At 73.0% G+C, this 23,299-nt stretch carries 25 protein-coding genes; 17 read left to right on the top strand and 8 right to left on the bottom strand.

The genetic code is table 11. From position 1 onward, the window contains the following. The first annotated feature begins 312 nt into the window (after positions 1–312). The 4 genes from purS to ACSNN7_RS13330 all read left to right on the top strand — a co-directional run bounded on the left by purS (position 313) and on the right by ACSNN7_RS13330 (position 4,840). On the top strand, positions 313–576 hold the full coding sequence (gene purS / locus ACSNN7_RS13315) for a phosphoribosylformylglycinamidine synthase subunit PurS (RefSeq protein WP_088959474.1): 264 nt from the start codon (positions 313–315) through the stop codon (positions 574–576). After that, on the top strand, positions 573–1,256 hold the full coding sequence (gene purQ, locus ACSNN7_RS13320; RefSeq protein WP_436681057.1) for a phosphoribosylformylglycinamidine synthase subunit PurQ: 684 nt from the start codon (positions 573–575) through the stop codon (positions 1,254–1,256). The genes purS and purQ overlap by 4 nt, the downstream gene beginning before the upstream one ends. A 70-nt stretch (positions 1,257–1,326) precedes the next feature. After that, entirely contained in the window at positions 1,327–4,080 is a 2,754-nt protein-coding gene (purL, locus tag ACSNN7_RS13325) for a phosphoribosylformylglycinamidine synthase subunit PurL (RefSeq protein WP_436681058.1), read from the top strand. Positions 4,081–4,084: 4 nt separating this feature from the next. Next, complete coding sequence (locus ACSNN7_RS13330) at positions 4,085–4,840, top strand: 2-phosphosulfolactate phosphatase (RefSeq protein WP_436681059.1); 756 nt, start codon at positions 4,085–4,087, stop codon at positions 4,838–4,840. 62 nt (positions 4,841–4,902) lie between these two features. On the opposite strand, the gene ACSNN7_RS13335 is transcribed toward ACSNN7_RS13330, so the two are convergent. Then, positions 4,903–6,858: a carboxypeptidase-like regulatory domain-containing protein gene (locus ACSNN7_RS13335; protein WP_436681060.1), complete on the bottom strand. Its 1,956-nt coding sequence runs from the start codon at positions 6,856–6,858 to the stop codon at positions 4,903–4,905. A 152-nt stretch (positions 6,859–7,010) separates the two neighbouring features. On the opposite strand from ACSNN7_RS13335, the gene ACSNN7_RS13340 reads away from it, so the two are divergent. The 5 genes from ACSNN7_RS13340 (at position 7,011) to amcA (ending at position 11,723) form a co-directional block, all read left to right on the top strand. Continuing rightward, on the top strand, positions 7,011–7,364 hold the full coding sequence (locus ACSNN7_RS13340) for a sterol carrier family protein (RefSeq protein WP_436681061.1): 354 nt from the start codon (positions 7,011–7,013) through the stop codon (positions 7,362–7,364). A 170-nt stretch (positions 7,365–7,534) separates the two neighbouring features. Continuing rightward, a complete protein-coding gene (gene purF, locus ACSNN7_RS13345; RefSeq protein WP_436681062.1) occupies positions 7,535–9,073 on the top strand; it encodes an amidophosphoribosyltransferase in 1,539 nt (512 codons plus the stop codon). A 58-nt stretch (positions 9,074–9,131) separates the two neighbouring features. Continuing rightward, complete coding sequence (gene purM / locus ACSNN7_RS13350; protein ID WP_334456329.1) at positions 9,132–10,286, top strand: phosphoribosylformylglycinamidine cyclo-ligase; 1,155 nt, start codon at positions 9,132–9,134, stop codon at positions 10,284–10,286. Between the two features lie 128 nt (positions 10,287–10,414). Beyond that, entirely contained in the window at positions 10,415–11,518 is a 1,104-nt protein-coding gene (gene amcB, locus ACSNN7_RS13355) for a cyclophane-forming radical SAM peptide maturase AmcB (RefSeq protein WP_436681090.1), read from the top strand. Then, positions 11,487–11,723, top strand: a complete 237-nt coding sequence (gene amcA, locus ACSNN7_RS13360; protein WP_436681063.1) for a multiple cyclophane-containing RiPP AmcA — start codon at positions 11,487–11,489, stop codon at positions 11,721–11,723. Before amcB ends, amcA begins: the two co-directional genes overlap by 32 nt. A 141-nt stretch (positions 11,724–11,864) precedes the next feature. Here amcA and ACSNN7_RS13365 read toward each other — a convergent pair whose 3' ends face one another. Together ACSNN7_RS13365 and ACSNN7_RS13370 are read right to left on the bottom strand one after the other, a co-directional pair. Next, entirely contained in the window at positions 11,865–12,080 is a 216-nt protein-coding gene (locus tag ACSNN7_RS13365; RefSeq protein WP_088976875.1) for a DUF3073 domain-containing protein, read from the bottom strand. A 292-nt stretch (positions 12,081–12,372) separates the two neighbouring features. Then, the gene (locus ACSNN7_RS13370) at positions 12,373–13,455 is read right to left on the bottom strand and encodes a Glu/Leu/Phe/Val family dehydrogenase (protein WP_436681064.1); all 1,083 of its coding nucleotides are present in this window, start codon (positions 13,453–13,455) and stop codon (positions 12,373–12,375) included. Positions 13,456–13,629: 174 nt separating this feature from the next. Here ACSNN7_RS13370 and ACSNN7_RS13375 point away from each other — a divergent pair, with 174 nt between their 5' ends. Then, positions 13,630–14,469 carry a hypothetical protein gene (locus tag ACSNN7_RS13375; RefSeq protein WP_436681065.1) on the top strand — a complete coding sequence of 280 codons (840 nt, stop codon included), beginning with the start codon at positions 13,630–13,632 and terminating at the stop codon, positions 14,467–14,469. Between the two features lie 252 nt (positions 14,470–14,721). Further along, on the top strand, positions 14,722–14,931 hold the full coding sequence (locus ACSNN7_RS13380) for a BldC family transcriptional regulator (RefSeq protein WP_007073996.1): 210 nt from the start codon (positions 14,722–14,724) through the stop codon (positions 14,929–14,931). Positions 14,932–15,028: 97 nt separating this feature from the next. On the opposite strand, the gene ACSNN7_RS13385 is transcribed toward ACSNN7_RS13380, so the two are convergent. Beyond that, positions 15,029–15,409 (bottom strand): PPOX class F420-dependent oxidoreductase, encoded by a 381-nt coding sequence (locus ACSNN7_RS13385; protein WP_436681066.1) that lies wholly within the window; start codon positions 15,407–15,409, stop codon positions 15,029–15,031. A gap of 54 nt (positions 15,410–15,463) precedes the next feature. Between ACSNN7_RS13385 and ACSNN7_RS13390 the strand changes: the two genes are divergently transcribed. After that, positions 15,464–16,243, top strand: a complete 780-nt coding sequence (locus tag ACSNN7_RS13390) for a class I SAM-dependent methyltransferase (RefSeq protein WP_436681067.1) — start codon at positions 15,464–15,466, stop codon at positions 16,241–16,243. A 40-nt stretch (positions 16,244–16,283) separates the two neighbouring features. Here the strand turns inward: ACSNN7_RS13390 and ACSNN7_RS13395 are convergent, their stop codons facing one another. Beyond that, complete coding sequence (locus tag ACSNN7_RS13395; RefSeq protein WP_436681068.1) at positions 16,284–16,589, bottom strand: hypothetical protein; 306 nt, start codon at positions 16,587–16,589, stop codon at positions 16,284–16,286. A gap of 159 nt (positions 16,590–16,748) precedes the next feature. On the opposite strand from ACSNN7_RS13395, the gene ACSNN7_RS13400 reads away from it, so the two are divergent. Both ACSNN7_RS13400 and ACSNN7_RS13405 read left to right on the top strand, forming a co-directional pair. Beyond that, on the top strand, positions 16,749–17,627 hold the full coding sequence (locus ACSNN7_RS13400) for a 3-hydroxyacyl-CoA dehydrogenase family protein (RefSeq protein ID WP_436681069.1): 879 nt from the start codon (positions 16,749–16,751) through the stop codon (positions 17,625–17,627). Beyond that, the gene (locus tag ACSNN7_RS13405; protein ID WP_436681070.1) at positions 17,624–18,367 is read left to right on the top strand and encodes an enoyl-CoA hydratase/isomerase family protein; all 744 of its coding nucleotides are present in this window, start codon (positions 17,624–17,626) and stop codon (positions 18,365–18,367) included. The genes ACSNN7_RS13400 and ACSNN7_RS13405 overlap by 4 nt, the downstream gene beginning before the upstream one ends. Positions 18,368–18,423: 56 nt before the next feature. On the opposite strand, the gene ACSNN7_RS13410 is transcribed toward ACSNN7_RS13405, so the two are convergent. Then, entirely contained in the window at positions 18,424–19,779 is a 1,356-nt protein-coding gene (locus ACSNN7_RS13410; RefSeq protein WP_436681071.1) for an ABC transporter substrate-binding protein, read from the bottom strand. Positions 19,780–19,945: 166 nt separating this feature from the next. Between ACSNN7_RS13410 and ACSNN7_RS13415 the strand changes: the two genes are divergently transcribed. After that, entirely contained in the window at positions 19,946–20,335 is a 390-nt protein-coding gene (locus ACSNN7_RS13415) for a hypothetical protein (RefSeq protein WP_436681072.1), read from the top strand. 39 nt (positions 20,336–20,374) lie between these two features. On the opposite strand, the gene ACSNN7_RS13420 is transcribed toward ACSNN7_RS13415, so the two are convergent. Then, entirely contained in the window at positions 20,375–20,788 is a 414-nt protein-coding gene (locus tag ACSNN7_RS13420; RefSeq protein WP_436681073.1) for a hypothetical protein, read from the bottom strand. 119 nt (positions 20,789–20,907) lie between these two features. Here ACSNN7_RS13420 and ACSNN7_RS13425 point away from each other — a divergent pair, with 119 nt between their 5' ends. After that, positions 20,908–21,612 (top strand): DUF2786 domain-containing protein, encoded by a 705-nt coding sequence (locus tag ACSNN7_RS13425; RefSeq protein ID WP_436681074.1) that lies wholly within the window; start codon positions 20,908–20,910, stop codon positions 21,610–21,612. A gap of 33 nt (positions 21,613–21,645) precedes the next feature. Here the strand turns inward: ACSNN7_RS13425 and ACSNN7_RS13430 are convergent, their stop codons facing one another. Continuing rightward, positions 21,646–22,161, bottom strand: a complete 516-nt coding sequence (locus tag ACSNN7_RS13430) for an SRPBCC family protein (RefSeq protein WP_436681075.1) — start codon at positions 22,159–22,161, stop codon at positions 21,646–21,648. Between the two features lie 172 nt (positions 22,162–22,333). Here ACSNN7_RS13430 and ACSNN7_RS13435 point away from each other — a divergent pair, with 172 nt between their 5' ends. After that, positions 22,334–23,290 carry a hypothetical protein gene (locus ACSNN7_RS13435; RefSeq protein ID WP_436681076.1) on the top strand — a complete coding sequence of 319 codons (957 nt, stop codon included), beginning with the start codon at positions 22,334–22,336 and terminating at the stop codon, positions 23,288–23,290. Positions 23,291–23,299 lie beyond the last annotated feature (9 nt).

Below are 23,299 nucleotides of genomic sequence, written 5' to 3' on the forward strand. Positions count from 1 at the left end.
AATGGATGTGACGACCCAGCGTCACGACATGCTCGTCCCTGTTTGTCGGGAACCGGTCATCCTCACCGGCATCCCCGGAGATTCCCCTGCTCACCGGGGTGGTGGCGACGCGCCGCGAGCGCGGCAGGCAACGAAACCGCATCGGCGCGGCAACGAACGCGCATCGGCCCTCCGCGCGGACCGGTGGTTATGTTGATCAGTGCCCTGAACTGCCCCCGGCCGGTGCGTCCGGAGCCGAATCTGCCAGGTACGCTGGCTGCGCTCGCCCGTAGTGGGCCGGCACCCAACTGCGTACACAGTCAGGAGTGCCCAGTGCCTCGCGTCGTCGTCGACGTCATGCTCAAGCCCGAGATCCTCGATCCTCAGGGCCAGGCCGTCGCAAACGCGCTGCCGCGGCTCGGCGTCAGTGACGTCGCCTCTGTCCGGATCGGCAGGCGGATCGAGATCGAGTTCACCGGCGAACCGGACCTGGACCGGGCCCGGGAGATCGCCGACAAGCTGCTCGCCAACCCCGTCATCGAGGACTTCACCGTCCGGGTGGTCGAGGCGGACGAGACCGTGGACGCGCACCCGTGACCGCCCGCGTCGGTGTGGTGACCTTCCCCGGGTCGCTCGACGACGGGGACGCCGCCCGGGCCGTCCGGATCGCCGGCGCCGAGCCGGTCCGGCTCTGGCACGGTGACGCGGAGCTGCACGGGGTGGACGCCGTCGTCCTCCCGGGTGGCTTCTCCTACGGCGACTACCTGCGCTGCGGCGCCATCGCCCGGTTCGCCCCGGTGATGGAGCGGATCGTGGACGCGGCCCAGGGCGGCCTGCCGGTGCTCGGCATCTGCAACGGCTTCCAGATCCTCTGCGAGGCCCACCTGCTGCCGGGCGCGCTCACCCGCAACCAGCACCTGCACTTCCGCAACCGGGACCAGGTCCTGCGCGTGGAGTCGACCGGCACCGCCTGGACGAACGCCTTCCAGGCCGGCCAGGAAATCCTGATCCCGGTCAAGAACGGCGAGGGCTGCTACGTCGCGGACACCGCGACGCTGGACGAGCTGGAAGGCGAGGGGCGCGTCGTCGCCCGCTACGTCGGTGGCAACCCCAACGGGTCGCAGCGCGACATCGCCGCGATCACCAACCCCGCCGGCAACGTGGTCGGCATCATGCCGCACCCCGAGCACGCGGTGGAGGCGCTCACCGGCCCCTCCCTGGACGGCCTCGGCTTCTTCACCTCGGTGCTCAAGCACCTGGTGGGGACGCCGGCGTGACCGTGCGCGGCGGGATCATCGGTCGGCTCCACCGCCCGACGGGCGGCCACGAGCGCAGCGAGGAGACGTCATGACCACCCATCCGGACCCGGCCGTACGGGAGACCCCGGACGCCTTCCCGGCCGCCCCGGCGGAGCCGCGCGCGGCCACCGTGGTGCCGCAGGGCGGCCCGGTCGACGCGGCGCCGGCCGCCGACTGGACCACCGGCGTGGACACCGTGTCGCAGGCCGCCGGCACCCCCGAGGAGCTCCAGCCGTACGCCGAGCTGGGTCTGCGTGACGACGAGTACGACCGGATCCGCGACATCCTCGGCCGGCGCCCCACCCAGGCCGAGCTGGCCATGTACTCGATCATGTGGAGCGAGCACTGCTCCTACAAGTCGAGCAAGGTGCACCTGCGCCAGTTCGGCGAGAAGGCCCCGCCGAGCGACCGGCTGCTCGCCGGCATCGGGGAGAACGCCGGCGTGGTCCAGGTCTCCGACGAGCTGGCGGTGACCTTCAAGGTCGAGTCGCACAACCACCCGAGCTTCGTCGAGCCGTACCAGGGCGCGGCGACCGGCGTCGGCGGCATCGTCCGGGACATCCTCGCCATGGGCGCCCGTCCGGTCGCCGTGATGGACCCGCTGCGCTTCGGCGCGGCCGACCACCCGGACACCGCCCGGGTGCTGCCCGGCGTGGTCGCCGGCGTCGGCGGCTACGGCAACTGCCTGGGCCTGCCCAACATCGGCGGCGAGGTCGTCTTCGACCCCTGCTACCAGGGCAACCCGCTGGTCAACGCGCTCTGCCTCGGCGTACTGCCGGTCGACCGGCTGCAGAAGAAGGACGCCACCGGCCCCGGCAACATCGTGGTGCTGATGGGCGCCAAGACCGGCCGCGACGGCATCGGCGGCGTCTCCGTGCTGGCCAGCGCCACCTTCGACGAGGGCAGCGAGCAGCGCCGCCCGTCCGTGCAGGTGGGTGACCCGTTCACCGAGAAGCTGCTGATCGAGGCCTGCCTGGAGCTGTACGACGCCGAGCTGGTCGTCGGCATCCAGGACCTGGGCGGCGCGGGCCTGACCTGCGCGCTCACCGAGACCGCCGCCTCGGCCGGCACCGGCATGCGGGTGTGGCTGGAGCGGGTGCCGCTGCGCGAGCCCTCGATGGAGCCGCACGAGATCCTGGCCAGCGAGTCCCAGGAGCGGATGCTGCTGGTCGTCACCCCGGAGAAGCTGGAGGCGGTGCTCAAGACCGCCGACAAGTGGGGCGTGCTGGCCACCGCGATCGGTGAGGTCACCGCGCCCTCCGCCGACGGGCAGCCCGGCCGGCTGCTGGTCACCTGGAACGACCACGTCGTGGTCGACGTGCCCCCGGGCTCGCTGGTCGACGACGGCCCGGTCTACGCCCGCCCGATGCGCGAGCCGGCCGACCTGATCCTGCTCCAGGCCGACCGGGCCGAGACGCTGCCCCGGCCGAGCACGCCGGAGGCGCTGCGGGAGACCCTGCTCCGCATGATCGCGTCGCCGAACCTGGCCGACAAGACCTGGGTCACCGAGCAGTACGACCGCTACGTGCTGGGCAACACCGTGCTCGCCCAGCCGGAGGACTCCGGCGTGATCCGGATCGACGAGCGCACCGGCCTCGGTGTGGCCCTGTCGGTGGACGGCAACGGCCGGTACGCCCGCCTCGACCCGTACAACGGGACGAAGCTGGCGCTGGCCGAGGCGTACCGGAACGTGGCGGTGACCGGCGCGAAGCCGATCGCCGTGACCAACTGCCTCAACTTCGGCTCGCCGGAGGACCCGGGCGTGATGTGGCAGTTCGCCGAGGCCGTGCGTGGCCTGGCCGACGGCTGCCTCGAACTGGGCATCCCGGTGACCGGCGGCAACGTCAGCTTCTACAACCAGACCGGCGCCGCCGCGATCCACCCGACCCCGGTGGTCGGCGTGCTCGGCGTGCTGGACAACGTCGCCGACCGGGTGCCGATGGGCTTCGTCCCGCGCGGCGGCAGCGACCACGACCAGCTCTTCCTGCTCGGTGACACGCACGTCGAGCTCTCCGGCTCGGAGTGGGCCTGGGTGACGCACGAGCACCTGGGCGGCATGCCGCCGCAGGTCGACCTGGCCCGCGAGCGGGTGCTGGCCGAGCTGATGGCGGAGGCGGCCCGGGTGGGTCACCTCAGCTCCGCGCACGACCTCTCCGACGGTGGTCTCGCCCAGAGCCTGGTCGAGTCGTGCCTGCGGCGTGGGGTCGGCGCCCGGATCGCCGTGCCGGAGCGGTTCGCCGACGGGTCGCTGCCGTTCGTCTTCCTGTTCAGCGAGTCGGCCGGCCGGGTGCTGGTCTCGGTGCCGCGTGGTCACGAGAAGGCGTTCACCGCCCTCTGCGGTGAGCGTGGCGTGCCGTGGGAGCTGATCGGCGTGACCGACCCGGCGAGCCGCGCCCTGGAGGTGCACGGCCAGTTCCGGATCGGCCTGGACGAGCTCCGTCAGGCGCACACCGCCACCCTGCCCCGGCTCTTCGGCGGCCCGGAGGCCGCCCAGGTCGAGGTCGAGGCGACGCGGACCGGCACCACCACCGTCGCGCCGGCCACCGCCGCGCAGCCGGTGGACGTGCCGACCGCCGAGGATGCCGAGGCCGAGCCGGCCGCCACCGACGCGCAGCCGGAGCCGGCCGCCGTCGACGGGTCGCCCCGGCCCGAGGCCACCGTCGACGAGGCCACCGGTGCCGAGGCGGCGGAGCAGGAGCGTCCGACCACGGAGGTCACCGCAGATGCGACGGCTTCCGACGCTCCGGCGGCCCCGTCCGGCCCGGGCGACGACGAGCAGTCCGCCGCGTCCGACAAGCGCTGAGGCGGTGGCGGCGGCCGTCCATGCCCAACCTGGCGCCGGCGCCCGGTTCGACTGGGGGCTGACCGGGGCGGCCGAACTCGGCCGGGTCTGCGCCGTACTGGTGGTGGTGGACGTGCTCTCGTTCACCACCGCCGTCGAGGTGGCGGTCGGCCGGGGCATGCGGGTGCACCCGTTCCCCTGGGGTGAGCAGGCGGCGGAATACGCGCGGCGGGTCGGCGCGGTCGCCGCGGTGGGCCGCCGGCAGACCACCCCGGAGCACCCGTGGTCGCTCTCACCGGCGGCGTTGAGCACCGCGCCGGTCGTGACCGACCTGGTGCTGCCGTCGCCGAACGGCTCCGCGATCAGCGCCGCCGCCAGCGCCACCGGCATGCCGGTGGTAGCGGCGTGCCTGCGCAACGCCCGCGCCGTCGGGCGTTGGCTGCGCCACCAGGGGTACGGCTCGGCCGACGCCCCGGTCGGCGTGGTGGCCGCCGGTGAACGCTGGCCGGACGGCTCGCTGCGCCCGTCGGTGGAGGACCAGCTGGGCGCGGCCAGCGTGCTGGACGCCATCTCCGACGTACCGGGTGGGCTCTCCGTGGAGGCGGCGATGGCGCTCGCCGCGCTGGCCAGCACCCCCGACGTTCCGGCGGCGGTGCGCGGTTGCGTCTCCGGCCGGGAGTTGATCGAGGGCGGCTTCGCCGGCGACGTGGAGGTCGCCGTACAGATCGGCGTCTCCGCGGTGGTGCCGGTGCTGCGTCAGGGCGTCTTCTCCGCCGGTTGAGCAGACCTGCGAAAAGGGCCGCCCGGTGATCCGGGCGGCCCTTTTCCTGTCGCTCGTGCGGGTCAGTCGTCCAGCCAGTCCAGGCGGCGCCCGCCGCGCTCCTGCTGCGGCGGCGCCGCGTCCGGTCGGGCCCGGCCCGCCTGGGCCTGGTCGCCGTAGTAGCCGCCGCCCTGCTGCTGGTCGTAGCCGCGGTCGTCGTAACCGCCGCTGCGCTGCTGCGGCGGCTCCTGGTCGTAGCCGCCCGGCTGGCCGTAGCCGCCCTGCTGGGGTGCGCCGTACCCGCCGCCGCCCTGCTGGTCGTACCCGCCGCCCTGCTGGTCGTACCCGCCCTGCTGGGGAGCGCCGTATCCGCCGCCGCCCTGCTGGTCGTAGCCGCCCGGGGCAGCCGGGGCAGCGCCGTAGCCGTTGTCGTAGCCCTGCTGCGGCGCGCCGGCGTCGTAGCCGCCCTGCCCGCCGTAGCCGTTGCCGCCGCCGTAGCCGCCGGCCGGTTCCTGGCCCCGGCCGTACGGTGCCGGGTCGGGCTCGCCGTAGCCGTGTCCCTGCTCGGGCTGGTAGGTGCTGGTCGGGTACGGGTCGGCGGCCGGGGCGTACGCGCCCGTGCTCTCCCCGGTGTACCGGCCGGTGGGCTCGTCGTAGCGCTCGCCGTAGCCGCCGCCCGGGTTTCCGGCGGCGTAGCCGGGCCCGCCGGCCGGGGCGTCGTAGTCCCGGCTGCCGTAGCCGCCGCCGGAGGAGGGTGCGGCACCGTAGCCGCCCTGCTGGCCGTACCCGCCCGGGGCGGGCTCGTCGCCGTAGCCGTTGCCGGCCCAGCCGCCCGGCGCGGCGCCCGCGGCGCCGTACGCCTGCGGCGGAGCGCCGTACGGGTCCGGCGGGACGTCGTCCACGACCGGGCGGTGCATCATCGTCGGCGCGTCGCTGAGCGAGGTGCCGCCGACCATGGTCGGGTCGGGTCCGGCCGCGCCGACCCGGTTGACCACGCGGGTCTGGTCGTCGGCCCCTCGGAAGGCGCCCCGCGCGCCGGGCACCGCGCCCGCGGCGGCGGCACCGGCCGGGGCGTCGTCGTCCTCCTCGTCGGCGTTCTTGCGCCGCATCCAGAGCAGCACGATCGTGCCGACGCCGGCCGCGACGAGCAGGCCGCCGAGCAGGATGATGATGAAGGAGCCGGCCCCGCCGCCGTCGTCGGACGCGGCCTGGGACTGCCCGGGAGCAGCCGCCTCGACGCTCTCGTCGGCGGCCTCGTCGGTCGCCTCCTCGGTGGGCGGCGGCTCCTCGGTCGCCGACGGCGTCGCGCTCGGGGAGACCTCCACCTTGAGCGCGAGGGAGATCCGCTGGCCGCTCAGGCTGTCCCCGGCGCTCGCGTTGAGCGTCTTGGTCGCCTGGATGTTGTCCTTGGTGGCGCCGAGGTCGATCCGGCCGGGGCTGATCGGCTGCGAGCTGGAGCCGGTGAAGCGGTAGTTGCCGCTGCCGTCGCTGGTGGTCTGGTACTGGTGGTTCTGCGAGTCGCGCAGCATCACGATCGCGTTCGGGACGGCGTCGCCGTTGGCGGCCACCACCACCTTGCCGGAGATCGACTTGACCGTCTGGTCCTGCGGCGGAGTGGTCGGCGGGGCCGCCTTGGCCTTCACGGTCACGCTCAGCGGCTTGGAATCGGAGCCGCCCTCACCCTCGACGCGCACGGTCGCCCGGGTTCCGTTGGCCGCCGGCGCGTCGCCACTGGCCGAGAGGGTCAGCGTCACGCGCTGCGGCCCGGGAACCAGACCGAAGCTGACCTCCCCGCAGCCGCCGCAGCTGACGCCCTGCGGAAGACCGGTGACGCTGACGTTCGCCGTCGTCTCGCCGTCGTCCGGATTGACCTGGACACTGATGCGGCTGCTGCGACCGGCGTCGATGGTGACCGAGTCGTCCGAAGAGGTGATCTTGGCTGCGGACGCCGGTGTGGCGGGGACGGTGAGCAGGGCGCCGGTAACCAGCGCTACGACCACACCGGCCCGCTGCTTCCAGGCACGTCGGTGTGTTGACACGTCCACCGCCTTCCGGACTGATTCCCCGGGCCGGGCGGGCCCGGGATCATCACGGTACGAATACGCCGTCGGCAACTATGCCTTGTCTGACCGGATCAGCGCGACCCAGGGCCAGCGTCAGGGCGGGTGTCGTCGAGTCGTATCGTCCCGTCGTGTCCTCTCCGCACATTAAGTCCGCCGCGGTCGCGGCAGCGTTGTCGGCGCTCGACGAGGGGCGTACGCCCGAACGGCCGGTGTACCGCGAGGCGGTCCGTGCCTTGTTGACCGCCCTCGCGGAGCGCGCCCCCGGCCGATCGGTGGAGGTGCGTGTCCCACCTTACGGTGCAGTTCAGTGCCTTCCGGGCCCCCGACACACCCGCGGCACGCCGCCGAACGTGGTGGAGATGGATCCGCCGACCTGGCTGGCGCTGGCCACCGGGCGGCTCTCCTGGACGCAGGCGGTCACCGAGGGTCGCGTACGGGTGAGTGGGAACCGAGCTGACCTCTCGGAGCATCTACCTGTCTAACAGCGGTTCCACGATCGCTTCGGTGACGCGCTGGAGCCAAATCGTGACTATCTGTATCGACTTCCATTCGCGTACACTGTCAGGCGACGACAGTGGTCCCGGCCGAGGAGTGCGAATCAGCGCCTCTGATTCCGCCAGGCCAGTCCAGACCAGCATGAGGGAGCGGCAGGGTGCCCCGAGGCGACGGCCGGCTGAGCCACGACCTTGATCCCCAACGACCCGGTCCGCAGGACGCCTGTGGCGTCTTCGGTGTCTGGGCCCCCGGCGAAGAGGTCGCCAACCTGACCTACTTCGGTCTCTACGCGCTCCAGCACCGGGGCCAGGAGGCCGCCGGCATCGCGGTGAGCGACGGGTCCGGCGTCGTGGTCTACAAGGATCTCGGCCTGGTGGCCCAGGTCTTCGACGAGCCGACGCTGGCCAGCCTGCGTGGCCACGTCGCGATCGGGCACGCCCGATACTCCACCACCGGCGGTTCGACCTGGGAGAACGCCCAGCCGACCATCCGGTCCACCACCTCCGGCACCACCATCGCGCTGGCCCACAACGGCAACCTGGTCAACACCGCCGAGCTGCAGAAGGAGGTCGCCGAGCGGGGCCTGGTCGCCGACGGCGCCACCAACGACACCTCGCTGGTGACCATGCTGCTGGCCGGCCGGCCGGACCTGTCCGTGGAGGCCGCCGCGCTGGAGGTGCTGCCGCAGCTGCGGGGCGCGTTCAGCTTCGTCTTCATGGACGAGTCGACGCTCTACGCGGCCCGCGACCCGCACGGCGTACGGCCGCTGGTGCTCGGCCGGCTGGAGCGCGGCTGGGTGGTCGCCAGCGAGACGGCGGCGCTGGACATCGTCGGCGCCAGCGTGGTCCGCGAGGTCGAGCCGGGCGAGCTGATCGCGATCGACGCCGACGGGCTGCGCTCGGCCCGGTTCGCCGCGCCGGAGCCGAAGGGCTGCCTCTTCGAGTACGTCTACATCGCCCGCCCGGACGCCACCATCGCCGGGCGCAACGTGCACTCGGCCCGGGTGCAGATCGGCCGCCAGCTCGCCAAGGAGCACCCGGTCGAGGCCGACCTGGTGATCCCGGTGCCGGAGTCGGGCACCCCGGCCGCGATCGGGTACGCCGAGGAGTCCGGCATCACCTACGGCGCCGGCCTGATGAAGAACCCGTACGTCGGGCGCACCTTCATCCAGCCGTCGCAGACCCTGCGTCAGCTCGGCATCCGGCTCAAGCTCAACCCGCTGCGCGAGAACGTGCGGGGCAAGCGCCTGGTGGTGGTCGACGACTCCATCGTGCGCGGCAACACCCAGCGGGCCATCGTGCGGATGCTGCGCGAGGCGGGCGCGCTGGAGGTCCACGTCCGGATCTCCTCGCCGCCGGTCAACTGGCCGTGCTTCTACGGCATCGACTTCGCCACCCGGGCCGAGCTGCTGGCCAACGGGCTGGACAACGAGGGCATCCGGCGTTCGATCGGCGCCGACACCCTCGGGTACGTCTCGCTGCCCGGTCTCATCGCCGCGACCGAGCAGCCCAAGACCCGGCTCTGCCGCGCCTGCTTCGACGGGGAGTACCCGATCGAGCTGCCGGCCGGGAACCTGATCGGCAAGCACGTGCTCGAAGGAGTGGGGCGGCGGGTCACGAACTCGCCCTCCGACGACCTCGGGCACACCGCCCCACCGCTCGTCGCCACTCCGGGCGGCGCGACCGTCCACCCGTAGCACCACCCGGCGCCGCCCGGCACCCCGAGCGGCACGGAGAACCACAAAGGGGAGAACCGTGACGCACGTGTCCGAGCGCAGCGGCGCAGGAAGCAGCCCGACGGGCGCCGGCGGCGACCGCCAGCCCTGGACGGCCGGCTCCGGCCGCACGGCGCGCAAACGCTCGGTCTCGTACGCGGACGCCGGTGTGTCGATCGAGGCGGGCGACCGCGCGGTCGAGCTGCTGAAGTCCAAGGTGAAGCAGACCCGGCGGCCGGAGGTCATGGGTGACCTCGGCGGCTTCGCCGGCCTGTTCCGGCTGGACACCAAGAAGTACAAGAACCCGATCCTGGCCTCGTCCACCGACGGCGTGGGCACCAAGCTGGTGATCGCGCAGCAGATGGACATCCACGACACGGTCGGCATCGACCTGGTCGCGATGGTCGTCGACGACCTGGTGGCCTGCGGCGCCGAGCCGCTGTTCCTGCTCGACTACATCGCCACCGGCGAGGTCGTGCCGGACAAGGTCGCCGAGATCGGGGCCGGCATCGCCGACGGCTGCCGGTACGCCGGCTGCGCCCTGCTCGGCGGCGAGACCGCCGAGCACCCGGGCGTGCTGCGCCCCGACGAGTACGACATCTCCGCGACCGGCGTCGGCGTGGTGGAGGAGAGCGACATCCTCAGCCCGGAGCGGGTCGAGGTGGGCGACGTGGTGATCGCCATGCGCTCCTCGGGCCTGCACTCCAACGGCTACTCGCTGGTGCGGCACGTGCTGCTCGGCGCGGGCCGGATGCGGCTCGACGTGGTGATCGAGGACTTCGGCCGGCAGCGGACCCTCGGCGAGGAGCTGCTCACCCCGACCAAGATCTACGCGCAGGACTGCCTCAAGCTGATCGCCGAGGCCGAGGTGCGGGCGCTGGCCCACGTCACCGGCGGCGGCATCCCGGGCAACCTGGTGCGGGTCCTGCCGGAGCACGTCGACGCGGTGGTCAACCGGTCCACCTGGAAGCCGCAGCCGATCTTCGACCTGATCCAGTCCAAGGGCCGGATCGAGGACCCGGAGATGGAGGCGACCTTCAACATGGGCGTCGGCATGTTCGCGATCGTCTCGGCGGAGGACGCCGACCGCGCGCTGGCCACCCTGACCGGACGCGGCGTCGACGCCTGGCAGGCCGGCGAGATCATCGAGGGCACCGGCAACGTGCAGATGATCGGCCAGCACACCCGCGGGTGATCACGCAGCGTTGATCATCCGGGCACCTGATCAGGGCTTCACCCGAGTGGCCATCGCCGCCTAGCCTGAAGGGCCTCAGGCACGGGGGAGGAGGGCCGATGGCTGCTCGGGCACAGTCCGTGACGGGAATGCGGGGCATCGCCGGAGTCCCCTCGTACGTGGTGATGCAGCCGACGACGCTCTGCAACCTGGACTGCGTCTACTGCTACCTGCCGTTCCGTGCCGCCGACCGGCGGATGCCGGTGGCGGTGGCCGAGGCGGTCGCCGCCTGCGTCAACCCGTGGGCGGCGAGCGGCCGGTTCTCGGTGGTGTGGCACGGCGGGGAGCCCCTCGCGGCCGGCCGGGAGCACCTGGCCGCCCTGATCGCGCCGTTCGGGCCCGAGGTGGAGCACCACGTCCAGACCAACGCGACGCTGATCGACGACGCCTGGTGCGCGTTCTTCGCCGAGCACGGGGTGCGGGTCAGCGTGAGCGTCGACGGCCCCCGGGAGCGCAACGGCGACCGGGTGACCCGGGCCGGCCGGCCGGCGTACGACCGGATCGTGCGTGGCGTGGAGACGCTGCGCCGGCACGGCCTGCCGTTCTCGGCGCTGGCCGTGGTGAGCCGGCCCGGCCCCGGCTACGCCACCGAGCTGTACGACTACTTCCTCGACCTCGGCTGCGACGTGCTCGGGGTCAACATCGAGGAGACCGAGGGGGTCAACGTCCGGGGCAACGCGCACGACGCGGCGGCGGTGACCGCCTTCTGGGCGGAGCTGGTGGCCGCCTGGCGCCGGGCGCCCCGCATCCACCTGCGCGAGGTGGAGTGGTCCCTGCGGTACGCGGCGGCGGTGCTGGACGGCGCGGCGGACGACCTGCTGCCGCGGCAGCTCGACCCGATCCCCACCATCGGCCACGACGGCTCGGTGACCGTGCTCTCGCCCGAGCTGGCCGGCTTCACCGATCCCCGGTACGGCGACTTCAGCAGCGGCAACGTGCTGGTGACCCCGCTGGCCGAGATCCTGGCCGGTGCGCCGGGCACGCCCTGGGTCGGCGAGTTCCTGACCGGGGTCGAGGCCTGCCGGTCGTCGTGCGCGTACTTCGGCTTCTGTGGCGGCGGGCACGCGGCCAACCGCTACTTCGAGCAGGGGCGCTTCGACGGTACGGAGACCGAGCACTGCCGCAACAGCAAGATCCGCCTACTGGAGGGAGTGTTGGAGCATGCCCGAGACCACGAGTCACCGGCAGCCTGAGCACGTCGGGAGAGCCGTCACCGAGCCGGTCGTCGACCGGGTCAGGCAGGCCGCCCCGGGGTTGACCGCCCTGCTCCACGAGGCCGAGGCCGCGCGCCGGTCACGGGCGGAGGTGTCGGGCTCCGACGGCGCCGGCGCGGTCTGCGCATGGAACCACTTCGAGAACATCCCGACGTTCTACAACTGGAACAACCGCCCGCGCTGACCGGCCGAGATCAGGGACCCTGCCGGCCGGCCGGAGAGCGTTCCGGTGGGGCGAGGTCCCTGATCGTCGGTATGGCGCCGCTTTGTCGGGCACATGCGTGAGCACGCGGGGAGTTACCGCGTGCTCAGATGCGACCGGAGGTCAGCGGGTCGGAGGAACCCAGGTGTCCGGGTCGTCGTCCGCGTGATCCTCATCATCGTCGTCGACATACTCTTTGTAGTCGTCGTCGAAGTTGTGCTCAGACTTACCAGCACCCGCCAGTTCGCGCTGCAAGGCGGTGAGGTCGGTGTTCGGGGAGTGGTACTTCAACTCCCGGGCCACCTTCGTCTGCTTGGCCTTAGCACGGCCGCGCCCCATGGCTCGACCCCCTCGCACAGAATGCGGGGCAGCCCGAAGGCGGGCCCCGATGACGTCAGGCATCTCTCGTGGCTCTTACGGTACATGGGGATGCCACCGTTCGGCACCTCGGGTTACCGTCAGTCGGCCCTGCGCGTCGCAGCGATCCGACCGTCACCGAGTGTACCCGGTAAGGAGTGGATGCCGGGGCTGGCCGTGACACCGGACAAACCGCCGCGAAACTTCCCGAATGCAGCTTACTCGGGGGCGTCCCCGGAGCGCGGGCCGGTGCCCGCACCCCGGGGAGCCACCGTCAGCGCAGGTGGATGGTGCGCAGCCGGCCCACGTCGGCCATCCGGCGCTCGGCCAGCCGGTCGGCGGCCACCGCCGGCGGCACGCCCTCGTCGTCGGCGAGCCGCAGGATCTCCCGCGTGGTGTCGTAGATCTTCGTGGCGCGCAGCTTGGCCCGCTCGAAGTTGAAGCCCTCGATCTCGTCGGCGACCTGGATCACGCCGCCGGCGTTCACCACGTAGTCGGGGGTGTAGAGGACGCCCCGGTCCGCGAGCAGCTTCTCGATGCCCGGGTGGGCGAGCTGGTTGTTGGCCGCCCCGGTGACCACCTTGGCGCGCAGCGCCGGCACGGTGTCGTCGTTGAGGGCGCCGCCCAGCGCGCACGGGGCGTACACGTCGATGTCGGCGGCGACGAGCGCCGAGGCGTCGTCGACCAGCTCGACCTGCGGGTGGGTGGCGCGCGCCCACTCGAGGGCCTTCGGGTTGACGTCGGTCGCCACGACCTCGGCACCGTCGTCGAGCAGGTGCGTGATGAGGTACTTGCCGACCTTGCCCAGGCCGGCCACGCCGACCCGCTTGCCGGCCAGCGTCGGGGCGCCCCAGACGTGCTCGGCGGCGGCGCGCATGCCCTGGAACACACCCCAGGCGGTGAGGATCGAGGAGTCGCCGGCGCCGCCGTGCTCCACGCTGCGGCCGGTGACGTAGCGGGTCTCCCGGGCGATCACGTCCATGTCGGCGACGTAGGTGCCGACGTCGCAGGCGGTGTAGTAGCGGCCGGCCAGCGACTCGACGAAGCGGCCGTACGCGCGCAGCAGCGCCTCGCTCTTGATCTGCTCCGGGTCACCCCAGATGACCGCCTTGCCGCCGCCCAGGTCCAGCCCGGCCAGGGCGTTCTTGTACGCCATGCCGCGGGACAGGTCGAGCACGTCCGCCAGCGCCGCCTCCTCGCTGGCGTACGGGTAGAACCGGGTGCCGCCGAGCGCGGGGCCCAGCGCGGTCGAGTAGATGCCGATGATCGCCTTGAGGCCGGTCTGCTTGTCCTGGCAGAACACGACCTGTTCGTGACCGGTCGATCCCGGGTCGTCGGTGCTCGCGAATACGCCCATGGCTTGCTCCTGTGTCGGTGTGCGCCCTTGTGGGACGCGGCCCTGGTGGACGCCGGCGGGATGCTGCCGGTCCTGCTGAGCCTAATATCGGTCCACGCCGCACTGCCGTCCACGTCGCGCCTGTCGCCCGGCGCTGACGGCGCCGGGGCCCCGTCTCGTGGGAGGATCGCGACCGTGCCGTCGCTCTTCGCTGCTTACCTGCGCGTCTACGAGCCGTTGACCGCCTTCGACCGGGACCGCCAGGCGTACTGGCGGCGCTACGTGCGGGAGGGGCGGGCGGTCGCCCCGCTGGAGGGCCCCGGGCGGCAGCGCACCTCGGTGATCGAGGCGCTCGGCGCGGGCTGGACCCGGCTGCCGGACCCGCCGGACGAGGCGTACGTGCTGGAGGCCGACGACACGCTGCTGGTCTGCCCGTGGAACCTGCGGATCCGGGTGGCCGAGGCGGCGCTCAGCGCGCGCGACGGGGTGCCGTCGGTGCTCGCCGACGCGTTCGTCCCGCCGGTGCTGGCCGGGCAGGCCAAGGCGGTCGTCGACGACTGGCGCAGCGGGGCGCGGGTGCTGGAGCACGGGGTGCCGCGGCTGCACGAGCAGATCGCCACCTGGGGCGTACCGCTGCGGTGGTTCGTGCTCTTCGAGCCGGCCGAGCGGGAACTGGTCACCCACCCGGCGCGGCGGGCGCTGCGCTACCGCACGGAGATCTCGAAGGCCCGTCGCCGGTCCTCCCGGGCGTTGTCGGTGCTGCGCAAGTCGGTCGGCGAGGCACCGATCACCGAGGCGGTCGAGGAGGCCGCCCGCTGGCTGGAGGAGTTCCACCCGCGCTCGGTGGTGGAGCTGGACTACGGCGGCCTGGTGCAACTGCTCTCCGACGAGACGCTGGCCGCGGACGACTCGACGGAGCTGGTCGCGGCCGGCCTGGCGGGGCTCTCCCGGGGCGAGGCGGAGGAGGCCTCGGCGGCGTACGACCGGCTGGTGGCCCGCTGGCGTGCGGTGCAGCTGCTGGAGCGGTGCAACTGACCACGAATCCACCCAGGAATGCTGTCGGATACGAGACGATCTCGTAGTTGACGCATCACGAACCGTGATCATGAGTCCGAATAAGGTACTTTCTGCCGTGTAAAAGTCAGATAAATCGGGCATGGTTCATCCGTCCGTCTAGGGACCTTCGGCCGTTCGGCCCATGTCGGACATCGGGGACTAGCCGGACCATGGGAGACGCGTCGGCCGGCGGGACCCCGGCCGATGTCTATACATGTGGAGGAGTGACCGATGGCATCGCGAACGCACGAACCAGAGCCGCTACTCACGCCGGCCGAGGTGGCGTCGATGTTCCGTGTCGACCCGAAGACGGTGACCCGGTGGGCCAAGGCGGGGAAGCTCAGCGCGATCCGAACCCTGGGTGGCCACCGTCGGTACCGCGAGTCGGAGGTTCGGGCCCTGCTTCAGGGGCAGATCCCGCAGCAGCGTCAGGGAGACTGACCGACCGACACCGAGAAGAATTCCGGTCTCAGGGGCGGGCGGACGTCGCGACAGCGACGATCCACCGCCCCTGAACCATGTCCGGGGCCGGCGACCCTCACTCCTGGACGGTCACCTGGATCCCGATCGTGCCCCGCTCGCCCCGCCGCAGCCGGCTGCCGAGCAGGGTCAGCCGGCCCAGCAGCCGGTACTTCCGCTTGATCAGGTCGCGGATCCGGCGGCTCTCCTCCGGCGAGGAGAGCACGGCGTGCCCGGGCACCGCCGCACCGAGCGGCCGGCCGCGCACGTCGCAGGGGGCCACCGTCACCGTGCCGTCGCGCCGGATCCGCTTCACCTTGCCCGAGTCCGCCGCCGTCCAGACCGCCAACGTGTCGCCGTCACGCACCGCCCAGACCGGGGTCGGCACCGCCCGGCCGTCCTTACGGAACGTCGTCAGCAGGACGTACTTCTCCGCCGCCAGGCGGTCCAGGTCGGTCACGCCGCCAAGGATACGACCGCGACAGGCCCGGGCCGCGCCGATAGCGTGAACCCCGTGACCGGCGAGGTGAGGATCGGCGACGTGTTCGGCGAGATGCTGCGCGACGCGTATGCGGTGCACACCGGGATCGGCCCCCGCCCGCTGGTGGGCGGGCGGCTGCCCCGGCCGGTCATCGAGATCATCGAGCGGGAGGACGGGCTGATCAACGGTGCGCCCGCCGCGCACTACCTCGACGGGCCGGAGCACTGGCAGCCGTACGACCACCGGGCCGTGGACCGGGTCCGGGGCGCGACGCTCGACATCGGCGTCGGGGGCGGGCGGATCGCGCTGCTGCTCCAGGAGCGCGGCGTACCGGTGACCGGACTGGACACCTCGGTCGGCGCGCTCCGGGTGTGCCGGCACCGGGGGGTGCGCGACCTGGTCCTCGGCACGGTCGACGAGCACGTCGCCGACGGCCGGCGGTACGACACGTTCCTGCTGCTCGGCAACAACCTGGGCCTGATCGAGGGGCGGCACCGGGCGGCGGCGTTCCTGGCCGCGCTGGCCGCGATGGCCGCACCCGGCGCGCAGATCGTCGCGCACGGCACCGACCCGTACGGCACGACGGACCCGGTGCACACCGGTTACCACGAGCTCAACCGGCAGCGGGGCCGGCTCGGCGGCCAGCTGCGGCTGCGGCTGCGCTACCGCGAGCTGGGCACCGACTGGTTCGACTACCTCGTCTGCTCGGCCGAGGAGCTGGCCGAACTGGTCCGGGGCACCGCCTGGCGGCTGACCGACGTGGACGACCGGGACGCCCCGTACTACCTGGCCACCCTGCGGCTGGCGGGCTGAGCGCGCCGCCGGGGCCCCGGACCGGGGCCCCGGCGGCGGCCTAGACCTGCACGGTCGGGGGCAGCTGCTCCGGCGGGAGCCCGCCGTCGCCGTCGACCACCTCGTCCGGGGTGCCGTCCTCGTCGATGTCGACCATCGTGATGTCGACCTTGCCGTCACCGTTCGTGTCGAACTGGAACAGGTCGGCCTTGCCGTCGCCGTCAGTGTCCACCACCCACACGTCGGTCTTCCCGTCGTTGTTGGTGTCCGCGCGGAGCAGGTCGACGCGCTCGTCGCCGCGCGTCTCCACGGTCTCCCCGACCTCGGTGGTGCCGGTGCCGTCCACGGTCTCCGGTGCCTGGCTCATGTGCCACGTCCTTCCCTTGGCGTCGAGGGCCGTCTGTACCCGTTCCGGCGATCCCCCACGCATGCCGCCCGATGCGTCGCTGCATAGGGTCGCACCCAGGAGCGAGCGGCACGGCGCGGCGGAGACCCCGCGCGTCGCCGCACGCAGCGAGGGAGCGTCATGAGTGGTCGTTTTGTCGTCGTCGGTGCCGGCACGATGGGCCTCGGGATCGCCTACGTCGCCGCCGGTGCGGGACACGCCGTCGAACTGGTCGAGGTGGACCGGGGCCGGTCGGAGGCCGCCGCCGCGCGCCTCGGTGAGCTGTGGGACCGGGCGGTGCAGCGCGGGAAGCTCGGTGCCGAACAGGCCGCCGGGCAGCGCGACCGGGTGACCCTGCGGGCGGCGCTGAGCGAGGTCGCGCCGGAGCCCGACGTGGTGGTGGAGGCGGTGCCCGAACGGCTCGACCTGAAGCGCGCCGTGCTGTGCGAGGCCGAGGGCCTGCGCCCGGCGCTGCTGGGCAGCAACACCTCCAGCATCCCGATCGCCGGGCTGGCCGAACCGCTGGCCCGGCCGGAGCGCTTCCTCGGGCTGCACTTCTTCAACCCGGTCTGGGCGATGGCCCTGCTGGAGGTCGTGGTCGGCCCGGCCACCGCCCCGGAGACCACCGACGCGGCCGTCGCGCTCGCCGGCCGGCTGGGCAAGGACCCCGTCGTCGTACGCGACATGCCCGGCTTCGCCACCTCCCGGCTCGGGGTCACCCTCGGCCTGGAGGCGATCCGGATGGTCGCCGACGAGGTGGCCGCCCCCGCCGACATCGACAAGGCGATGGTGCTCGGCTACCGGCACCCGGTCGGCCCGCTGGAACTGACCGACCTGGTCGGGCTGGACGTCCGGCTCGACATCGCCCGTACCCTCCAGGCCGCCTACGGTGACCGCTTCGCGCCACCGCCGCTGCTGGAGGAGATGGTCGCCGCCGGGAAGCTCGGCAAGAAGTCCGGCCAGGGCTTCTACCGCTGGGTGGATGGCCGTAGGGCCGACGCGGAAGGGGCGGGCCGGTGAGCGGGCTGCGGATCGAGGAACTGCCGGACCGGCTGGTGGTGACCCTGGACCGGCCGGAGAAGCGCAACGCCATCGACGCCGACCTGATCGGCGAGCTGCACGAGGTCTGTGCCGAACTGGAGGCCCGGCCCCGGCTGCTGCTGCTCACCGGCGGTGCGGAGGGGATCTTCGCCGGTGGGGCGGACATCGGCCAGCTGCGCGAACGCGGCCGGACCGACGCCCTCGCCGCGATCAACCAGGCGGCCTTCGCCCGGATCCGGGCGCTGCCGATGCCGAGCGTGGCGGCCGTGGACGGGCCGGCGCTGGGCGGTGGCGCCGAGCTGGCGTACGCCTGCGACCTGCGAGTGTGCACGGCTCGGGCGGTGTTCGGTCAGCCCGAGGTGCGGCTCGGCATCCTGGCCGGCGCCGGCGCGACCTACCGGCTGCCGGCGCTCATCGGCGAGGCCCGGGCCAAGGAGCTGCTCTTCACCGGCCGGCGAGTGGACGCCGAGGAGGCGCTGCGGATCGGCCTGGTCAACCGGGTGGTCGCCGAACCGGCCGAGCTGCTGCCCACCGCGCACGAGCTGATCGACGAGATGGCGAAGGCCTCCGCCCTGGCGCTGCGGCTGACCAAGCTGGCCGTGGACGCGCCGGCCGCCGCCCACCCTCACCTCGACCTGGTCAGCCAGGCGGTGCTCTTCGAGGACGAGGAGAAGCGGCGGCGGATGACCGAGTTCCTCGAGCGGCGCCGCTCCCGCTGACCCCGTACGCGCGACGGCCGCACCGGATGCTCCGGTGCGGCCGTCGTCGTCGGTGCTCAGTGCCGGATCGGCACCTCAGCGTCGTCCAGCGCCCGGATCAGCCCGGCGGACTCGGCGAAGCCGATCACCAGCACCGCCTCGGGGGCGTAGCTCTTGATCTCCTTCGCGGTGCCGGCGAAGTTGACCCCGTCGGCGCCCGCACCGTCGGCCGGCGGCTCGTAGGTCAGCAGCTTCACCCGGTCGCTGCCGAAGCCGGCTCGCTCCAGCTCGACGCGGACGGTCTCCTGGAGGCCCTCACCGTAGGAGTCCTTGCGGGCCACCACGACGATCTTGTGCGGACCGTCGCGCAGTATCACGTCGGCCAGCGCCCGGCCCTGGAGGCTGTCCGGCGGGGCGGTGCGGAAGTAGAGGCCCTTGTCGTCGGCCTTGCTCAGCCCCGAGTCGGTGTTCGACGGGGAGAACAGGATCAGCCCCGCGTCGACCACGTCCGGCAGCACCGCGCTGGAGATGCCGGAGGCACCGGCACCGATGATGACCTGCACCTTCTTGCGGATGTGCGAGGCGACCGTGGCCTTGGCGACCACCGGGCTGGTGCCGTCGTCGCCGTCGATCCAGACCACCGGCTCGCCGAGCACGCCGCCGGCGGCGTTGATCTCCTTGAGCGCCAGTGCCGCGCCCGCCGCGATCGGCGGGTTGGCCAGGGCCAGGTCACCGGTCTTCGGTAGCAGGCCGCCGAGGATCAGCGGGGAGCCGTCGCTGCGGTCGTTCTTGCCACCGCGCTGCTTCTTGGGCTTCGGCGGGGTCTTGGTGCTCGCCGCGGTCTCGAAGCCCGCACCGACGAACTCGGTCTTCGCGTCGTTTATCTTCTGGGCGTCGAAGTGCAGCGTCGCGTAGCTGGCGGTCGCCGGCTCGCCCTCGTCCGTGAATCCGGCCCGGGTCAGCGACGCGCCGCGGTACTCCACGTCCTGCCCGTCGCGGGCCAGGGCCAGGCAGCTCTTGGCGTCCGAGCAGCGCTGACCGTTGGTGGTCACGCCGACGATCTGCTTGGCGATGGCCGCCGGGGCGGTGCTGCCGGCGAGCTGTGCCGCCAACGCGCTGATCATCACCGCGTCGTAGGCCTCGGCGGAGTAGAGGAAGTCGGTCAGCTTGGGGTCGACCGCCCGTAGCCGTTCCTTGAAGTCATCTGTCAGCGGCGTCAGCGGGGTTGTGCCCTTCATGCCGTCGACCAGGTCGGCGCGCTCCTTCAGCTCGCCGGCGAAGGAGTTCAGCATGTTGCCGTCGGTGCCGTACAGACGCACCTGTTGGGTGGCAGTCTCTTCGGGCTTGTCGGTCGTCCCGCAGGCGCTGGTGACGAGCAGGAACGCCGCACCGGCCGCCAGGATGGCAGCGCGCGGGCCGCGTGTTACGAGCATGGTCGTCCTTACCTTCGGGGAGTTCCGCTGCGCACCATAGCGTGCCGGGGCGGCGGGTGGGAGCGTGGAGCCCACCGGCAGTCGTCGGCCAGCCGTCATAGACACGCTGCGTGACCGACGGGCTGTTCCGGGTCACCGCTTGACCCGCCCTCCTACTGTGCGGCAGGTGACCGAAGTACCTGACCAGACGCTTGACGACGCGACCGCCGTGCTCCGTTCGGCACTGGCCGGGGACGGTGACGCGGTGGTGGGTACGTTCGACGCCGTGGTCGACCGGTCCGGGCTTGCGGGGGCGTACGGGGTGGCCTGGTGCCTGGCCGCCACCATGGTCGGTGACCCGCCGCCGCCCGGCGCCTGCGCGCTGGACTTTCCCGGGATCGACGAGGCCGGTTACGACACCCGCTGGGTGGCCCGCTTCGTCAGCGCGTACGCCAACCACGACGAAGACACCGGCGAGGCGCTGTTCGGGGCGGCGGCCGCCGACGGGCTGCTGCCGGACTGTCTGCTCACCCTCGCCGGCTCGACCGTGGCCACCCTGCGCAGCCGGGCCGGTTGACGGCGCGGCGCCCGGACCGGGCGCCGCACCGGGTGCCGCCTAGTACGCGTGGTACGCCACCAGCGGCTCGTACTCGTAACGCAGGGTCTCGAAGCGGACCTGGAACCGGACCCCGTCGCGGACCTTGGTCGCCACTGGGATGAAGTCGGACTTCGACGGCAGGTACGTTCGGTAGTTGCACTGGTCCGTCTTGTCGATGAAGATCACGCACGCCTCGACGCCGAACTCGCTGGCGTTGCGGACGTTGATGTCCTTGCACCGCGTGCTGGTGCGGTACGGGCCGGCGTCGCCGCCCGAGCCGCCGGTCTGGAAGTACGAGCGGACCGCGCCGCCGTAGCAGGTGGCGTACGACTCACCCAGGTTGGTCTCGGGGGCGGCCTGGGCGGGGGAGCCGAGGACGAGCAGCGACAGCGCCGCCGTGGTTGCCGTCAGGCGGGCGACCGGGGATGCCATGCGGTTGCCTCCAGGGGGTGGGGGTGGACCCTGCGTTGCGGACAGGGAACCGAGCGTGGTGATGGTATCGGCGGTTCGTCCGCAGTGGACCATCTCGCCGGTGTGATAGCTCTGGTGACATGTCCGAGGCGATGCTGAGCAAGGTGCGCAAGTTGCTGGCCAAGGCCGAGGACCCGGCCTGCACGCCCGCCGAGTCGGCGGCCTTCACCGCCAAGGCCACCGAGCTGATCGCCCGCTACGGCGTCGACCGGGCGCTGCTGGCCGCCCGCGACCCGGCCACCGACCCGGTCGGCGACCGGGTGGTCGACGTCGTCGCCCCCTACGCGCGGGACAAGGCGGGGCTGCTCGCCGCCGTCGCCGACCCGCTGCGCTGCCGCTGCGTACGCCGCGCGCACGGCGACGGCTTCGCCCTGCACCTCTTCGGCTTCGCCAGCGACCTGGAACGGGTCGACCTGCTCTTCACCTCGCTGCTGGTGCAGGCCGCGCACGGGCTGTCCGGGACGGTCGTACCGGCCGGTGAGCACCCGGCCGCCTTCCGTCGCTCCTGGCTGGCCGGCTTCGCCCGGGTGGTCGGGGAGCGGCTGCGGGCGGCCGAGGCGGGTGCGGTGGCCGAGCGGGGTACCCCGTCGGTCGCGCTGGTCCTCGCCGACCGCTCCGACCGGGTGGCGCGCCGGGTGACCGAGGTCTACCCGCGGCTGCGGACCGCGGCACCGCGCCGGCTGGCCGGTACCGGCTTCGGCGCCGGAGCCGAGGCGGGCCGCCGGGCGGACCTCGGCGGTCGGGCGGTGGTCGACGGTGCGGGTGGCCGAGGGATCGCCCGGTGAACAACGCGGGCCGGGCGGCGGGACGGGGGTGGTTCAGCCGAGCCCGGCGTCGTACCGGACGAGCGTGCCCAGGTAGCGGCTGAGCAGCTCGTGCCAGCCGGCGGTGAGCGCCTCCCGGTAGCCCTCGGCGGCCTGGCCGTGCCGGTCGAAGTGCCGGTGCTCCACCTCGATCCGGGTGTGCCCCGAGCCGTCGGGCAGGAACAGCACCTCCACCTCGCTGGCCCGCGCGGGGTCGGGCACCGGTACCCGGTCCGGGCCGATCTGCCAGGTGAAGACGAGCCGCTTCGGCGGATCCCAGGTGAGCACCCGGCCCCAGTCGCTCCGGAAGCCGTACGGGCCGATCTCGTAGAGCATTCCGCCGGCCCTCGGCTCGATCCCCAGCTCGGCCAGCGCCTCCGGCCCCGACCAGGTGTATTCGCGAACCCACCAGTCGGCCAGCGACCCGGTGAACACCGCGAACGCCTGCTCGGCGGTGGCTGGGGCGAGGAGCGTGCTGCGGAGTGCGTACCGCTCGACGTCCTGCCGGACATCCGCCATCTCCTGTCCCATAGGCCCGGACCATACCGGCTGATGCCGCGCTGTGCAGCTTCGCGTACTGGTCCCCTTCCGGACAGTGGTCACGGACCCACGGTGTCGGATCGGCCACGGATGGCCACCGGGAAAGCGGGTAAGCGCGGCTGACGTGGTCCGGCGGCCGGGCTCGGGTGAGGGAGCGGGAAGCATGAGTGAGAGCGGGGCGGCGGCGCGCGGTCCGGACCGGACCGGCGAGGGCCCGGAGGTCGAGCCGGACGTGCTGCTCGACATCCCGAAGGTGTCCGTCGACTCGATCCGGCTGGCCGTGGACGGGCTCGACGCGGACGTGTCGCTCCGGGCCCGGCTGGCCAACCTGCTCCAGCTCGACGCGGGCGTACGGGTGCACCTGGAGCGGGTAGAGCTGGACGTCGAGGGCGTGCGCGCCGAGGCGGTGCTGAAGGTCCGGTTGGAGAAGGTGCTGGAGATCCTGGACCGCGCCTTGAGCACCATCGACCGCAACCCCCAGATCATCACCGCCCTGGCCAGCACCGGGAACCTCACGCTCAACGACGTCAACCGGGTGGCCGACCGGGTGACCGACCTGACCACGCCGGTCGTCGACGAGACCGGCCGGCCGGCGGGCCGGCTCGGGCAGGTGACCGGGCCGCAGGCACAGCAGGCTGGTCAGCAGGGCGGGCAGGGCGGCTCGGCGGCCGACCGGCCGGCAGGCGGAGAGCCTGCGGGCCCCGAGGGCGCGTCAGGTGGGCGGACCGCCGACCAGCCGGCGCCGACCGCGCCGGAGCGGCCCGCCGGGCCCCGTCCGGAGTCCCCGGCCGGTCCGTTCCCGGTCGGGTCGCCGCAGGAGCCGCCGCTGGGTGAGCGTCCGTCCGGTCAGGGCGCCGAGGGTGACTCGGGTACGACTGCGGGGGCCCGGACGCGCGGTGACGCCGAGGGCGGTGGGCGAGGCGGGGAGGAGACCGGCGAGGGCGGCCGGTCACCGGAGTCGCATGGCGGCGGGGGGCAGCAGCAGGGCGGGACCGCGCAGGCGGGCCAGCTCGCCGGGCAGGCGGGTGAGACGCTGCGGCAGGCCGGTCGGAGCGTCTGGGAGGCGATCCAGGGCGGCATGGCGCAGCGGCGCCAGGGACAGCAGCGCCGGGACCGGTGACGCGGGACC

Source organism: Micromonospora sp. URMC 105 (assembly GCF_051386295.1).
In the GTDB taxonomy this organism is placed as follows: domain Bacteria; phylum Actinomycetota; class Actinomycetes; order Mycobacteriales; family Micromonosporaceae; genus Micromonospora.